Source organism: Kitasatospora sp. NPDC059817 (assembly GCF_042731835.1).
GTDB lineage: Bacteria > Actinomycetota > Actinomycetes > Streptomycetales > Streptomycetaceae > Kitasatospora.
On sequence record NZ_JBHWIR010000045.1, the window covers coordinates 32127 to 47669 of the forward strand.

Genomic DNA, 15543 nt, shown 5'->3' on the forward strand with positions numbered 1-15543 from the left:
GGGCCCGCCCCCCCCGCGGCGGGCGCCGCCCGGGGGGGGGGTGCTGGCGGCGCCGCCCCCCCGGGGGCTGGGGCGGCGGGGCGGGCGCCGGCGCCCGCCAAGGGCAAGCGCAAGGGCCGCAAGCAGGCCTTCACCGTCATGGGCACCACCGACCTGCACGGCCGGGTGCTCAACTGGGACTACTTCACCGACGCCGTGTACGCCGACAAGGCGCACAACGACGTCGGCCTCGCCAAGATCTCCACCCTGGCCAACCAGGTCCGCGAGGAGAAGGGCTGGGACCGCTGCCTGCTGATCGACTCCGGCGACATCATCCAGGGCACCCAGCTGACCTACTACTACGCCCGGATCGAGCCGATCGCCACCGACGGCGACAACGTGCCCGACCACCCGATGGCCGTCGCCATGAACCTCATGGGCTACGACGCCGCCGCGCTCGGCAACCACGAGTTCAACTACGGCATCCCCACCCTGAAGGCCTTCGAGGACCAGCTGGAGTTCCCGCTGCTGGGCGCCAACGCGCTGCACGCGAAGAACGAGAAGCCGGCCTTCAAGCCGTACGTGATCAAGGAGGTGTGGCTGGACGAGGACACCCCGCTGAAGGTCGGCATCCTCGGCCTCACCAACCCGGGCATCGCGATCTGGGACAAGGCCAACGTCACCGGCAAGATGGTCTTCCCGGGCATCGTCGAGACGGCCGCCAAGTACGTTCCCCGGATGAAGGCCGCGGGCGCGGACGTCATCGTCGTCTCCGCCCACTCCGGCATCGACGAGCCGACCACCTACGGCGACCAGCTGCCCTGGCCCGAGGACGCCTCCGGTGAGATGGCCGAGACCGTTCCGGGCATCGACGCGGTGCTGGTGGGCCACACCCACAAGGAGGTGGCGCAGCGGCTGATCGTCAACAAGAAGACCGGTAAGACCGTGGTGCTCTCCGAGCCGCTGTGCTGGGGCCAGCGCCTGAGCTGCTTCGACTTCGACGTCGAGTTCGCCGACGGCGCGTGGAAGGTCCTCTCGGTGTCCTCGCGGGTGCTGAACTCCAACACCGTGCCGGAGAACCCGGAGATCGTGGACGCGCTGACCGAGCAGCACAAGAAGGTCGTGGCGTACGTCAACCAGCAGATCGGCACCTGCAAGACGGATCTGTCGATCGCCGAGGCGCGGTTCCGGGCGACCCCGATCATCGACCTGATCGGCCGGGTGCAGGCGGACGCGGTGAAGGCGGCGCTGGCGGGCGGGCAGTACGCCAACCTGCCGGTGCTGGCGCAGGCGGCGCCGTTCAACCGGACGGCGCTGATCCCGGCGGGCCAGGTGAAGCTGCGCGACGCGGCGGGTCTGTACATCTACGAGAACACCCTGGAGGCACGTGTCCTGACGGGTGCGCAGCTGAAGGACTACCTGGAGTTCTCGGCCAAGTACTACAACCAGCTGGCCCCGGGCGCGCCGGTCGACAAGGACGCGCTGACCGGTGCGGAGACCACGCCGGACTACAACTACGACTCGCTGTACGGGCTGAGCTACGACATCGACATCGCGCAGCCGAAGGGCAAGCGGATCGTCAACCTGTCGTTCCAGGGCAAGCCGATCGACCCGGCCGCGCAGTTCGTCCTGGCGGTCAACAACTACCGTGCCAACGGCGGCGGCAACTTCCCGCACGTGGCGCAGGCCAAGCTGGTCTGGTCGAACTCGGACGAGATCCGCAACACGATGATCGCCTGGGTGAAGGCCAAGGGCGTCATCGACCCGGCCGACTTCTTCACCGACTCCTGGCGCCTGGTGCGCGCCGGCCAGCCGGTGTTCTAGCCCGCCCGGCCCTCTTCCGCTGAACCGAGGAGCCCCGTGCCGCAGCCGCGGCCGGGGCTCCTTCGTCGTGTCCGGGCCCGTCACTCCGTCGCGTCCGGGCCCGTCACTCCGTCGTCACATCGGGTCTACTCAGTCGCTCCGTAACCTGACTATCCTTCAACGAAGTTTCACAACATGCCAATTACATAACATCCGGAAAGGGACACGGTGGGCAAAAAAACTGCGAGGGTTCTCATACCCTCCCTGCTCGGCGCCCTGTTGGCTCCCCTGTCACCAGGGTCGGCATCCGCGGCCACGGCACCGTCCGTGTGGGTGGAGAGCGGCTACGACCACGTCTTCTCGTCCTCGGCCGTCCCCGGCCGCGCCACCCAGCGGGTCGACCTGTTCGCCGCCCGCAACGAGACCCAGGCGGCCCAGATCGCGGTGCGCTCCGGCGCCCAGCTGACCGGCCTCCAGCTGGTCCCCGGCGACCTGGCCGGTCCGGGCGGGGCCACCATCCCGGCCTCGCGGATCACCGTGAACCGGGAGTACAACCACCCGAACGTCGACAAGAAGACCGGCTGGGCGGGCAACGACCACCAGGAGCCCCCGGACGGCGGGACGAGCTACTACGACGCGCTGGTCGAGAACACCCCGTACAGCCTCGGCGCCAACACCACCCAGCCGTACTACTACAGCGTCGCGGTGCCGACCGGGCAGGCCCCCGGCGTCTACACCGGGCGGGCCACCGTGCAGAGTTCGGCCGGCGCGGTGGACGTCCCGGTCTCGGTGACGGTGTACGACGCGGCGGTGCCGCCGGCCAACCGTTCGACGTTCCGGATGAACAACTGGTTCACCTCGGTCGGCTGGGACTACAACTGGACCGAGGCCTCGATCCCCGCGCAGTACACCAAGAGCGACGGCTCGGGCGCGCCGGTCAAGGCCTTCGACGAGGACTGGTGGAAGGTCATCACCAACTTCGCCGCCGACCACGCCAAGCACCGCAACAACGTGGTCTACGCCGACTTCCAGGCCCTGTCCATCCCGGACACCACGTCGGACGCCAACGGCAAGCTGACCTTCAGCTGGAAGAACTTCGACCGCTTCCTGCAGACCTTCCAGGACGCCGGTGCCCTGCAGTACATCTACACCCCCACCCTGCTGGAGGGCAGCAGCAACCTGGAGACCCTCGTCCCGGACGGCCGGGGCGGTGTCCAGAAGGTGTTCCAGCAGGCCGGTTCGGACGCGGCCGGCACGTACCTGGACACGGTGTTCAAGGCGCTGAAGGACCACCTCGACACCAAGTGCCTGGACGCGGGGCCGACCTGTGCCCCGGGGCGGCGCTGGAGCGACGTCTTCTACATGAGCGCCGTCGACGAGCCCAACCCCGCCGACGACGTGCAGATCCGGGGCGCGGTGTGGCTCTACGACCACTACAAGCGCGCGTTCCCGGCCGGGCTGAGCAACGAGTCCCGCCAGAGCCCGGTCCCCGGCATCGACGGCTCGCTCAGCACGGTGACCTCCATCGGCGGGCCGCAGTACGACGAGAACATGGCGTACTACCAGAACCTCCGCCTCTCCGGGAAGGACTTCTGGCTCTACTACTGCAACAACCCCACCGACAAGCACCTCAACCGCTACATCAGCTACCCGCTGTCCGACTCCCGGCTGACGCCGTGGATGGTGGCGTCCGCCGGCGGCAACGGCTTCCTGCACTGGGGCTGGAACATCTGGACCGACCCGAACAACAACTACGCCCCCCTCGACACCTTCAACGGCGGGATGGACGGCGACTTCTACCTCGTCCGTCCGAACAAGGCCACCTACGGCGTCTACGACAGCGTCCGCAGCGAGGCCCTGCTCGCCGGCATCCAGGACTACGAGCTGCTGCACCAGCTCTCCGCCACCAAGCCGGTGCTGGCCCGCGCGCTCATCGGCTCGCTGATCAGCGGCACCACCAGCTTCTCCACCTCCGGCGCGGCGGCCGACCAGCGGCACCGGCAGATCCTCGACGCGCTCGCCTCCCCCGCCCCGGACGCGGCCTTCCCGTTCACCGACGACTTCGGCGCGGACAAGGACGCCTCCTGGCGCACCGTCCGCGGCTCCTGGTCGGCGGCCGGGGACGGCGGGTACGTGCAGGGTGACGCCAACTCCGGCTGGGACGTGGTCGCCGGGCTGACCGGGCGCGCGTACCAGGACGTCTCGGCCTCCGTCGACGTCCGGATCACCGGTGTCAGGCCCGACGGCGGCGACACCAACTGGGCGGGCATGGTGGTCCGCAACCAGAACCCGACCGAGTCGCAGACCGGGTACCTGGTCGCGCTGCGCAACACCGGCGAGGTGTTCGTCAACCGCAGCGGCGTCCCGCTGGCATCGGCCAAGGTGCCGGGCTACACCCCGGGCCAGACGGTCAGCCTGCGGGTGTCCGCCCAGGGCGGCACGATCAAGGTGTACGCCGGGGCCGTCCAGCTGCTCACCGTGACCGACCAGGGCTACCCGGTCGGAGGCTTCGGCCTCGCCACCGGCGGGGCGTCCGCCCGCTTCGAGCACGTGCGGCTCAACCCGGGCACCGACCCGGCGGAGAACGCCGCCGTCGTCACCTCCAGCACGTACGAGGGCGACGGCTGGAGCACGGCCGCGCTGACCGACGGGCGCCGGGGCCTGGCCACCGGCACCAACGGCTGGAGCAGCAACGCCGGCGTGAACGCGGACCACAGCGAGTGGGCGCAGCTGGACCTCGGCTCGACCAGGCGGATCAGCCGGGTGGACCTCCACCCGCGCGCCGACGGTGCGGCCGCCGGCAAGGGCTTCCCGGTGGACTTCACCATCCAGGTCTCCGCGGACGGCGCCACCTGGTCGACCGTCGCCGACCGCAAGAACTACCCGAAGCCGTCGGACGCCTCCGTCCAGACCTTCCCGTTCCAGCCCGCCGACGTGCGCTACGTCCGGGTGACGGGGACCAGGCTCGGCACCGACCCGAACGGCCAGTACCGGATGCAGTTCGCCGAGGTCGAGGCGGCGGGCGGCGAGCTTGCGGTCAACCGGCCGGTCCTGGCGTCGAGTTCGGCGGGCCCCTACAGCTGGCGGCCGGCCGCGGTCAACGACGGCGTCGCGAACTCCACCCTCGACTACTCGATGGGCTGGAGCAGCGCCCGTTCCGCCGGGCCTGGTGCGAACGAGTGGGTCACCGTGGACCTCCAGGGCCCCAGCCTGATCAGCCGGGTGAGCCTGACCCCGCGCAATGACGGCGCCAACACCGGCCTGGGTTTCCCGGTGGACTACACCGTCCAGGTCTCGGCGGACGGCTCCACCTGGTCGACCGTCGCCACCCGGACGGGCACGCCGCGCCCCGGCGCGGCGCCGCAGGTCCTCACCTTCGCTCCGACCACGGCCCGGTACGTGAAGGTCACCGGCACCCGGTTGAGCGCCGACCAGTTCGGCGACTACTACCTTCAGCTCGGTGAACTCGGCGTGAGCTGACCCCGGACCGCTCTCGGGCCCCCGGCGGCATCCGCCGGGGGCCTCGCGCTGTCAAAGCAGCACCGCCAAAGGCGGCACCGTCAAAAACGGCAGCGCCAAATCAGAACAAGAACGCTCAGAACGGGAAGGCCGTACGCCCGTGCTGGACGGAGATCCACTTCACGGTGGTGAACGCGTCCACCGTGGACTCCCCGTTGAGCCGCCCGATGCCGGAGTTCTTCTCCCCGCCGAACGGCACCGCCGGCTCGTCGGCGATGGTCCCGCCGTTGACGTGGATCATGCCGGTCTCGATCCGGTGCGCGACCCGGACGCCGCGCTCGACGTCGCCGGTGTGCACCGCGCCGCTGAGCCCGAAGGGGCTGTCGTTGGCGAGCCGGACGGCCTCGTCCTCGCCGTCGAAGGGCACCACGAGCACGACCGGGCCGAAGAGTTCGCGCTGGAGGATCGGCGCGTCCTCGGCCAGGCCGGTGAGGACGACGGGCTCCATCAGGCTGCCGACGGTGGTGCCGCGCAGCAGTGCGGTGGCGCCGGCGGCGATGGCCTGGTCGACCTGGGCGGTGATGGTGTCGGCCTGGACGGGGTTGATCAGCGGGCCGATCTGGGTGGCCGGGTCCTTGGGGTCGCCGACGGTGAGCGAGGAGATCTTCGCGACGAACTTGGCGGTGAACTCGGCTTCGACGGAGCGGTCGACGAGGACGCGGTTGGCGGCCATGCAGACCTGGCCCTGGTGGGCGAAGCGGCTGAACACGGCGGCGTCCACGGCGTAGTCGAGGTCGGCGTCGTCGAGCACGATCAGCGCGCTGTTGCCGCCGAGTTCGAGCACGGTCCGCTTGAAGTTGGCGGCGGCGACGGTGGCGACGTGCCGGCCGATCCGGTCGGAGCCGGTGAAGGCGATGACCTTGGGCACGGGGTGCTCGATGAAGGCGTCGCCGATCTCGGCGATGTCGGTGACCACGACGTTGAACAGCCCGGCCGGCAGGCCGGCCTCCTCGAAGAGCCGGGCGATCAGGGTGCCGCCGACGATCGGGGTCTCCTGGTGCGGCTTGAGCACCACGCCGTTGCCGAGCGCGAGGGCGGGGGCGACGGCCTTGATCGAGAGGTACAGCGGGAAGTTGAACGGGCTGATCACGCCGACGACGCCGACCGGCAGCCGGTAGAGGCGGTTCTCCTGGCCCTCCGTGATCGAGGGCAGCAGCCGGCCCTCCAGGCCCAGGGCCACCCGCAGGCAGTCCCGCAGCATGTCCTTGACCAGGGAGAGTTCGAAGGCGGCCTTGAGCGCGGTGCCGCCGAGCTCGGCCATGATGGCGCGGGTGATCTCCTCCTCGCGCTCCTCGATCAGGCGCAGCACGCGTTCGAAGACGAGCCGGCGGGCGTAGGGGGTGGTGGCGGCCCACTGCTTCTGGGTCCGTTCGGCGGCCCGGTAGGCCCGGTCGACCTCGGCGATGGTGGCGACGGTGATGGTGGCGAGCTTGTCGCCGGTGTAGGGGTCGACGTCGACGATGTCCCAGGAGCCGCTGCCGCTGCACCATTCGCCGTCGATGTACTGCAGCGCCAACTCGGAGAAGTACGACATCTGATCCCTCTCGTGCCGGTTCGGGGAACGTCGGCGGGCGAGCCGCTACGGCCCGGTCTGATTGGGCATCATCGTACTGACGTCTTACAGCTCTTGGCGTACGGAGTACAGGAGCTGCCGGGTCTGTTCGGGGTCGAGGCTGTCGGCGAGCAGTCCTTCCATGGCGTGGCGGTACTCGGCGACCTCGGCCGGCTTGTCGAGGTAGAGCGCGGTGGTGAACTGTTCGACGTAGACGACGTCGGCGAGTTCGGGTTCGGCGAAGCCGAGCACGGTGAAGGCGCCGCTCTCGGCGCTCAGTCCGGCGCAGCCCAGCGGCAGCACCCGGAGCCGGACGTTGGGCAGTTCGCCGAGTTCGAGCAGCCGGTCGATCTGGTTGCGCATCAGCTCGGGGCCGCCCCAGGGGCGGCGCAGCGCGGCCTCGTCGAGGATCGCGAGCAGGCGGGGGCCGCTCTCGGCGGTGAGCAGGGCCTGGCGTTTGAGCCGGACCTCGACGCGGCGTTCGATCTCGCCGGGGTCGGTGACGTGGCCGCCGGCGGCGATGACGGCGCGGGCGTAGTCGGCGGTCTGGAGCAGCCCGTGGACGAACTGGACCTCGTAGCTGCGGATCTCGGCGACGGCCTCTTCCAGGCCGACGTAGTTCTGGAACCAGGCGGGCAGCACGTCGCCGTACTCGTGCCACCAGGAGGTGGCGTTGGCGTCCCGGACGAGTCCGAGGACGGTGGCGCGCTCCTGCTCGGCCTCGACGCCGTAGAGGGTGAGCAGGTCGGCGACGTCGCGTTCCTTGAAGCCGACCCGGCCGAGTTCCATCCGGCTGATCTTGGACTCGGAGGCGCGGATCGAGTAGCCGGCCTCCTCGCGGCTGACGCCCCTGGCCTCGCGGAGCTTGCGCAGCTGGGTGCCGAGCAGCAGGCGCCGTACCGTGGCGCCTCCGCTTGTCTGAGTCGTGCTCATCGCGTCAACCTCCGCACTCGCGCAGCAGCCCCCCGGCCGTCGGCGGCAGTCTGCCACCTGGCACCGGCGAACAACAGTCCGTCCGGTCAGGCCCTCCCGCGCGGCGTCCGGAACGGGCCTACGGTAGACCCAAGTCCTGGGAAATGTCTGAGAGTTGACACGACCCTTGACGGGCCCGCCAGCTTCAGGGTAAGGCGGGGGAACGCGACGGCGCCCGCCCTCCAACTGGTCGGGGAAGAGGGCAGGCGCCAGGAGACCGCGTTGGCCCGGCGACTCTGGCGGGGGCAGCGGGTTGAGCTCCCGGCGATGCGGCACCGGGGGTTCGGGGGGCCGGTCGGCCCGTCAGACGACCAGCGGGCGGTCGGTGGGACGGATCGGGGCCGGCAGTGGGGTCTTGCCGCCGAGGTACTTGTCCACCGCGGCTGCGGCCGAGCGGCCTTCCGCGATGGCCCAGACGATCAGCGACTGACCGCGGCCGGCGTCTCCGCAGACGTAGACGCCATCGACATTGGTGGCGAACCGGCCGTCGCGGCCAATGTTACCGCGCGCGTCCAGGTCCACGCCGAGCTGCTCGACCAGGCCGTTGCGGACGTCGGTGCCGGTGAAGCCCATGGCCAGGGTGACGAGCTGCGCCGGGACGGCCCGCTCGGTGCCGGGGACGGGCTCGAAGCGGCCGTCCTTGAACTCGACCTCGACGAGGTGCAGCTCCTGGACGTTGCCGTCCTCGTCGCCGGTGAAGCGGGTGGTGTTCACGGAGTAGATCCGCTCGCCGCCCTCCTCGTGCGCGGAGGTGACCTTGTAGGTCATCGGCATGGTCGGCCAGGGCTGGTGTCCGGGGCGCTCCTCGGAGGGCCGCGGCATGATCTCCAGCTGGGTGACGGAGGCCGCGCCCTGGCGGTGGGCGGTGCCGACGCAGTCGGCGCCGGTGTCGCCGCCGCCGATGACGACGACGTGCTTGCCCTTGGCGCTGATCGGCGACTCGACGAAGTCGCCCTCCTGCACCTTGTTGGCCAGCGGCAGGTACTCCATGGCCTGGTGGACGCCCTTGAGCTCGCGCCCGGGCACCGCCAGGTCGCGTGCGGTGGTGGCGCCGGCGGCGACGACGACGGCGTCGAAGCGCTCGCGCAGCTGCTGGCCGGTGATGTCCTCGCCGACGTGCACGCCGGTGCGGAAGCGGGTGCCCTCCGCGCGCATCTGCTCGACGCGGCGGTTGATGTGGCGCTTCTCCATCTTGAACTCGGGGATGCCGTAGCGCAGCAGGCCGCCGACGCGGTCGGCGCGCTCGTACACGACGACGGTGTGCCCGGCCCGGGTGAGCTGCTGGGCGACGGCCAGGCCGGCCGGGCCGGAGCCGACGACGGCGACGGTCTTGCCGGACAGCCGCTCCGGGACCTGCGGCGTGACGCCGCCGCGGTCCCAGGCCTTGTCGATGATGGTGACCTCGACGTTCTTGATGGTCACCGCGTCCTGGTTGATGCCGAGCACGCAGGCCGACTCGCAGGGCGCCGGGCAGAGGCGGCCGGTGAACTCCGGGAAGTTGTTGGTCGCGTGCAGCCGCTCGATCGCGCCGACGAAGTCGTCCCGGTAGGCGAGGTCGTTCCACTCGGGGATGAGGTTCCCGAGCGGGCAGCCGTTGTGGCAGAACGGGATGCCGCAGTCCATGCAGCGGCCGGCCTGCTCGGTGATGATCGGCAGGAGGCTGCGCTCGACGTAGACCTCGTTCCAGTCCCGCAGGCGCACGTCGACGGGGCGCCGCTCGGCCAGCTGCTTGGGCGTGGTCAGGAAGCCCTTGGGGTCAGCCATTAGCCGCCTCCATCATCTTGCGAGTGGTCTCGGCCTCGGAGAGGCCGTCGCGCTCAGCGGCGTCCTTGGCGGCGAGCACTGCCTTGTAGTCGGTCGGCATGATCGTGGAGAAGCGGGAGACCCCGCTGCCCCAGTCGGCCAGGAGTTCGGCGGCGACGGTGGAGCCGGTCTCCTCGTAGTGCTGCTGCACGGTCTCGCGCAGCCAGTCGCGGTCGGCGGCGGAGGGGGCCTCGATGCCCACCAGGCCGTCGTTGACGTTCGCGGGGCGCAGGTCCAGGACGTAGGCGATGCCGCCGGACATGCCGGCCGCCAGGTTGCGCCCGGTCTCGCCGAGGATGACGACCCGGCCGCCGGTCATGTACTCCAGGCCGTGGTCGCCCACGCCCTCGACGACCAGGGTGGCGCCGGAGTTGCGGACGGCGAAGCGCTCGCCGGCCTTGCCGCGCAGGTGGATCCGGCCGGAGGTGGCGCCGTAGCCGATGGTGTTGCCGGCGATGACGTGGTTCTGCGCGTCGTTGCCGATGGCCGCGGCGTCGCGGGCCGGGCGGACGATCACGACGCCGCCGGAGAGGCCCTTGCCGACGTAGTCGTTGGCGTCGCCCTCCAGCCGCAGGGTCACGCCGCGCGGCACGAAGGCGCCGAAGGACTGCCCGGCGGAGCCGGTGAAGGTGACGTCGATGGTGCCCTCGGGCAGGCCCTCGCCGCGGTAGCGCTTGGTCACCTCGTGGCCGAGCATGGTGCCGACGGTGCGGTTGACGTTGCGGATCGGCAGCTGGATGCGGACGGTCTCGCCGCGCTCCAGGGCGTCCTCGGCGAGCGTGATCAGCTGGTTGTCCAGGGCCTTGTCGAGCGCGTGGTCCTGGGAGGTGGTGCGGTGGCGGGCCGCGCCCTCGGGCAGCTGCGGGACGTGGAAGAGCGGGGCCAGGTCGAGCCCGGCGGCCTTCCAGTGGTCGATGGCGGCGGCCGCGTCGATGTGCTCGGCGTGGCCGACGGCCTCCTCGATCGTGCGGAAGCCCAGCTCGGCGAGGATCTCCCGGACCTCCTCGGCGATGAACTCGAAGAAGTTGACCACGAACTCGGGCTTGCCGGAGAAGCGCTCGCGCAGCACCGGGTTCTGGGTGGCGACGCCGACCGGGCAGGTGTCCAGGTGGCAGACGCGCATCATGATGCAGCCGGAGACGACCAGCGGCGCGGTGGCGAAGCCGAACTCCTCGGCGCCGAGCAGCGCGGCGATGACGACGTCGCGGCCGGTCTTGAGCTGGCCGTCGGTCTGCACGACGATGCGGTCGCGCAGGCCGTTGAGCAGCAGGGTCTGCTGGGTCTCGGCGAGGCCGAGCTCCCAGGGGCCGCCCGCGTGCTTCAGCGAGGTCAGCGGGGAGGCGCCGGTGCCGCCGTCGTGCCCGGAGACCAGCACCACGTCGGCGTGCGCCTTGGAGACGCCCGCGGCGACCGTGCCGACGCCGACCTCGGAGACCAGCTTCACGTGGATGCGGGCGGCCGGGTTGGCGTTCTTGAGGTCGTGGATGAGCTGCGCCAGGTCCTCGATCGAGTAGATGTCGTGGTGCGGCGGCGGCGAGATCAGGCCGACACCCGGGGTGGAGTGCCGGGTCTTGGCGACCCACGGGTAGACCTTGTGGCCGGGCAGCTGGCCGCCCTCGCCGGGCTTGGCGCCCTGGGCCATCTTGATCTGGATGTCGTCGGCGTTGACCAGGTACTCGGAGGTGACGCCGAAGCGGCCGGAGGCGACCTGCTTGATGGCCGAGCGGCGCTGCGGGTCGTACAGGCGGTCCGGGTCCTCGCCGCCCTCGCCGGTGTTGGACTTGCCGCCGAGGCGGTTCATCGCGATGGCGAGGGTCTCGTGCGCCTCCAGGGAGATGGAGCCGTACGACATGGCGCCGGTGGAGAAGCGCTTGACGATCTCGGAGACGGGCTCGACCTCCTCGACCGGGATCGGGGTCCGGCCGAGGGCGTCCAGCTGGAACAGGCCGCGCAGCGTCATCAGGCGGGTGGACTGCTCGTTCACCCGGTCCGTGTACTGCTTGAAGATGTCGTACCGGCGGTTGCGGGTGGAGTGCTGGAGCCGGAAGACGGTGTCCGGGTCGAACAGGTGCGGCTCGCCCTCGCGGCGCCACTGGTACTCGCCGCCGATCTCCAGCGCGCGGTGCGCGGCCGGGATGCCGGAGGCCGGGTAGGCCTTGGCGTGGCGGGCGGCGGTCTCCTTGGCGATCTCCTCCAGGCCGATGCCGCCGAGCTTGGTGGTGGTGCCGGCGAAGTAGCCGTCGACCAGCTCCTGGGAGAGGCCGATGGCCTCGAAGACCTGGGCGCCGCGGTAGGAGGCGACGGTCGAGATGCCCATCTTGGACATGACCTTGAGCACGCCCTTGCCGAGCGCCTTGATCAGGTTCTTGATGGCCTTCTCGGCCTCGACGCCCTGGATGAAGACCTTCTGGGCGACGAGGTCCTCGACGGACTCCATGGCCAGGTACGGGTTGACGGCGCCGGCGCCGTAGCCGATCAGCAGCGCGACGTGGTGCACCTCGCGGACGTCGCCGGCCTCGACCAGCAGCGACACCTGGGTGCGCTGCTTGGTGCGGATGAGGTGGTGGTGGATCGCGGAGGTGAGCAGCAGCGAGGGGATCGGGGCGTGTTCGGCGTCGGAGTGCCGGTCGGAGAGCACGACGATCCGGGCGCCGTCGGCGATCGCGGCGTCGGCCTCGGCGGCGATCTCGGCCAGCCGGGCGGCCAGGCCCTGGCCGCCGGCGGCGACCTTGTAGAGGCCGGAGAGCGTGACGGCCTTGAGGCCGGGCTGGTCGCCGTCGTGGTTGATGTGGACGAGCTTGGCCAGCTCGTCGTTGTCGATCACCGGGAAGGTGATGCCGACCGAGCGGCAGGCGGCGGCCTCGGCGGCCAGCAGGTTGCCCTCGGGGCCGAGGTTGCTGAGCAGCGAGGTGACGAGCTCCTCGCGGATGGCGTCCAGCGGCGGGTTGGTGACCTGCGCGAAGAGCTGGACGAAGTAGTCGAACAGCAGGCGCGGCTTCTCGCTGAGCGCGGCGATCGGCGAGTCGGTGCCCATCGAGCCGAGCGCCTCGCCGCCGGTCTTGGCCATCGGCGCGAGGATGACCCGCAGCTCCTCCTCGGTGTAGCCGAAGGTCTGCTGGCGGCGGGTGACCGAGGCGTGGGTGTGGAAGATGTGCTCGCGCTCGGGCAGCTTGGCGAGCTGGATCTGCCCGGCGCCGACCCACTCCGCGTAGGGGTGCTCGGCGGCGAGGGAGGACTTGATCTCGTCGTCCCCGACGATGCGGCCCTCGGCGGTGTCGACGAGGAACATCCGGCCGGGCTGCAGCCGGCCCTTCTTGACGACCTTCTCCTGGTCGATGTCGAGCACGCCGACCTCGGAGGAGAGGACGACGAGGCCGTCCTCGGTGATCCAGTAGCGGGCCGGGCGCAGGCCGTTGCGGTCGAGCACGGCGCCGATCTGGGTGCCGTCGGTGAAGGTGACGCAGGCCGGGCCGTCCCAGGGCTCCATCAGGTTGGAGTGGTACTGGTAGAAGGCGCGGCGGGCCGGGTCCATGGTGGCGTGGTTCTCCCACGCCTCCGGGATCATCATCAGCACCGAGTGCGGCAGCGAGCGGCCGCCGAGGTGGAGCAGCTCCAGGACCTCGTCGAAGGAGGCGGAGTCGGAGTGGTCCGGGGTGCAGACCGGGAAGATCCGCTCCAGGCCGCGGCCGTTGCGGTTGGCGGGGATGAGGTCGGTGGCGAGCTGGGACTCGCGGGCGCTCATCCAGTTGCGGTTGCCCTTGACCGTGTTGATCTCGCCGTTGTGGGCGACGAACCGGTACGGGTGGGCGAGCGGCCAGCTCGGGAAGGTGTTGGTGGAGAAGCGCGAGTGCACCAGGCCGACGGCGGAGGCGTAGGAGCGGTCCGACAGGTCGGGGAAGAAGGGCTCCAGCTGGCCGGTGGTCAGCATGCCCTTGTAGACGATGGTGCGCGCGGACAGCGACGGGAAGTAGACCCCGACCTCGCGCTCGGAGCGCTTGCGGACGACGAAGGCGGTCCGGTCGAGCTCGATCCCGGCCAGGCCGTCCTTGGCGAGGAAGAGCTGCCGGAAGCGCGGCATGACGCTGCGGGCGGTGGCGCCGAGCAGGTCCGGGGTGACGGGGACGTCGCGCCAGCCGAGGACGGTGACGTCCTCCTCGGCCGCGATGGCCTCGATCCGGGCGACGGCGTCCGCGTCGGCGGCGTCCTCGTCGGGCAGGAAGGCGATGCCGACCGCGTAGGAGCCGGCGGCGGGGAGCTCGAAGTCGACCTTGCCGCGCAGGAAGGCGTCCGGGATCTGGGTGAGGATGCCGGCGCCGTCACCGGAGTCCGGCTCGGCGCCGGTGGCGCCGCGGTGCTCCAGGTTGCGCAGGACGGTCAGCGCCTGTTCGACGATGGTGTGGTCGGCGATGCCGGTCAGCGTGGCGACGAAACCGACGCCGCAGGCGTCGTGCTCGTTTCGCGGGTCGTACAGGCCCTGAGCGGTAGGTCGCGCATCCGGAACGAGCGCGTACGGCTGGCGGGCTGCGCCGGCCTGGGGCTCGTTGGCGGAGTGCATGGATGCAGGCAGCATCGGCTCTCCCGTCGTCGTCTTTCGGCTGTGTGGTGCAAGGAGGGACGACGTTGGCCCTGATGCGATTTCGTGCAAGTTACATGATGCCCAAGATCCCGGGAAGTGGAATATCTCGTCCACATGGCGGACTGATCCGCAGGTCAAGGGGGGAATGAGAGGACGCGCCACAATGCGCGTCCCCTCGATTGTGCCCGGCGGTCGGCCGCCTGAAACAGGGGCGAAACCCGATCGCCACACGGGACGATCAAGGACGCCTGTGAATCGATCCCGACGGCTAACCCACGGATGCGAATCCTCGGCCCCGAGGCCCGGATGGTGAGACTAGGCCAGGCGCCGCCCGGCGGCCGTGTGTGGAACGTCACCCACTGCCCGGCATAGTCATGCACTCCTCCGGGTCGTCACACACACCCCGGCCGCACAGGACCTAGCCGACGTGCCCGCCGATCAGCCACCCCAGCAGGTACGTCACCCCGGCCGCCGCCCCGCCCAGCACCAGCTGCCGCAGCCCGCTGAACCACCAGCTGCGCGCCGTCACCCGGGCCACCACCGCGCCGCACAGGAACAGCCCCACCACCGACAGCAGCAGCGCCGGCACCAGCGAGGTCGCCCCCAGCAGGTACGGCAGCAGCGGCAGCAGCGCGCCCACCGCGAAGCAGACGAAGGACGACCCGGCGGCCACCCACGGTGACGGCAGGTCGTTCGGGTCGATGCCCAGCTCCTCCCGGGCGTGGATCTCCAGGGCCTGGTCCGGGTTGGCGGACAGCTGCCGGGCCACCTCGTGGGCGAGGTCCGGCTCCACCCCGCGGGCCATGTACAGCTGTGCCAGCTCGGCCAGCTCGCCGTGCGGGTTGCGGCTCAGCTCCAGCCGCTCGGCCTCGATCTCGGCCTGCACCAGCTCGGCCTGCGAGGCCACCGAGGTGTACTCCCCCGCCGCCATCGAGCAGGCGCCGGCCACCAGCCCGGCGAGCCCGGTCAGCACCACCGTGCCGCTGGACGCCGCGCCGCCGACCACTCCGGTCATCAGCGCGAAGTTGGAGACCAGGCCGTCCATCGCCCCGAACACGGCTGGCCGCAGCCAGCCTCCGTTCACGTCCCGGTGGTGCCCGGCAGCGGGTATGCGGGGGTGGTGCCCGGCCTCGGGCTCCAGGGTGGTCGCGCTCACGGCAGTTCCCCTCCGTTCGATTCGTCTGCCCCGACCGTAGACCGTCTGACCTGCGCATTTCCAGCAAAGTAAGGCTGTCCGAACAGCGCTTCGGGGGGGGGGGGGGGGCGGTGCGCGGGCGCGCGGGGCCGGCGGGGGGGTCGACGCGGGGGGGGGGGGTGGGGGTGTGTGTTTGTGTGGGTC

7 protein-coding genes are annotated in these 15543 nt (G+C 70.8%); 2 read left to right on the plus strand and 5 right to left on the minus strand.

The window, feature by feature from the left end; translation table 11 throughout:
• Both ACFV61_RS12665 and ACFV61_RS12670 read left to right on the plus strand, forming a co-directional pair.
• Positions 1–1803 (plus strand): bifunctional metallophosphatase/5'-nucleotidase (locus tag ACFV61_RS12665; protein ID WP_380491549.1); only part of this gene is annotated, 1803 nt, incomplete at its 5' end.
• 312 nt (positions 1804–2115) lie between these two features.
• Positions 2116–5262 carry a discoidin domain-containing protein gene (locus ACFV61_RS12670; RefSeq protein ID WP_380491551.1) on the plus strand — a complete coding sequence of 1049 codons (3147 nt, stop codon included), beginning with the start codon at positions 2116–2118 and terminating at the stop codon, positions 5260–5262.
• Positions 5263–5377: 115 nt separating this feature from the next.
• Here ACFV61_RS12670 and ACFV61_RS12675 read toward each other — a convergent pair whose 3' ends face one another.
• The 5 genes from ACFV61_RS12675 to ACFV61_RS12695 all read right to left on the minus strand — a co-directional run bounded on the left by ACFV61_RS12675 (position 5378) and on the right by ACFV61_RS12695 (position 15360).
• Complete coding sequence (locus ACFV61_RS12675; RefSeq protein ID WP_063347158.1) at positions 5378–6835, minus strand: aldehyde dehydrogenase family protein; 1458 nt, start codon at positions 6833–6835, stop codon at positions 5378–5380.
• An 84-nt stretch (positions 6836–6919) separates the two neighbouring features.
• Entirely contained in the window at positions 6920–7786 is an 867-nt protein-coding gene (locus ACFV61_RS12680) for a helix-turn-helix transcriptional regulator (RefSeq protein WP_363368552.1), read from the minus strand.
• 342 nt (positions 7787–8128) lie between these two features.
• The gene (locus ACFV61_RS12685; protein WP_380334110.1) at positions 8129–9589 is read right to left on the minus strand and encodes a glutamate synthase subunit beta; all 1461 of its coding nucleotides are present in this window, start codon (positions 9587–9589) and stop codon (positions 8129–8131) included.
• A complete protein-coding gene (gene gltB / locus ACFV61_RS12690; RefSeq protein WP_380491559.1) occupies positions 9582–14183 on the minus strand; it encodes a glutamate synthase large subunit in 4602 nt (1533 codons plus the stop codon). Before gltB ends, ACFV61_RS12685 begins: the two co-directional genes overlap by 8 nt.
• 439 nt (positions 14184–14622) lie before the next feature.
• Positions 14623–15360 (minus strand): VIT1/CCC1 transporter family protein, encoded by a 738-nt coding sequence (locus tag ACFV61_RS12695; RefSeq protein WP_380491553.1) that lies wholly within the window; start codon positions 15358–15360, stop codon positions 14623–14625.
• Positions 15361–15543: the final 183 nt, after the last annotated feature.

Excerpts from the sequence above, each read along its gene's own strand:
- ACFV61_RS12675 (WP_063347158.1), bottom strand. The coding sequence starts at position 6,835 with ATGTCGTACTTCTCCGAGTTGGCGCTGCAGTACATCGACGGCGAATGG.
- ACFV61_RS12680 (WP_363368552.1), bottom strand. The coding sequence starts at position 7,786 with ATGAGCACGACTCAGACAAGCGGAGGCGCCACGGTACGGCGCCTGCTG.
- ACFV61_RS12685 (WP_380334110.1), bottom strand. The coding sequence starts at position 9,589 with ATGGCTGACCCCAAGGGCTTCCTGACCACGCCCAAGCAGCTGGCCGAG.
- gltB (WP_380491559.1), bottom strand. The coding sequence starts at position 14,183 with ATGCACTCCGCCAACGAGCCCCAGGCCGGCGCAGCCCGCCAGCCGTAC.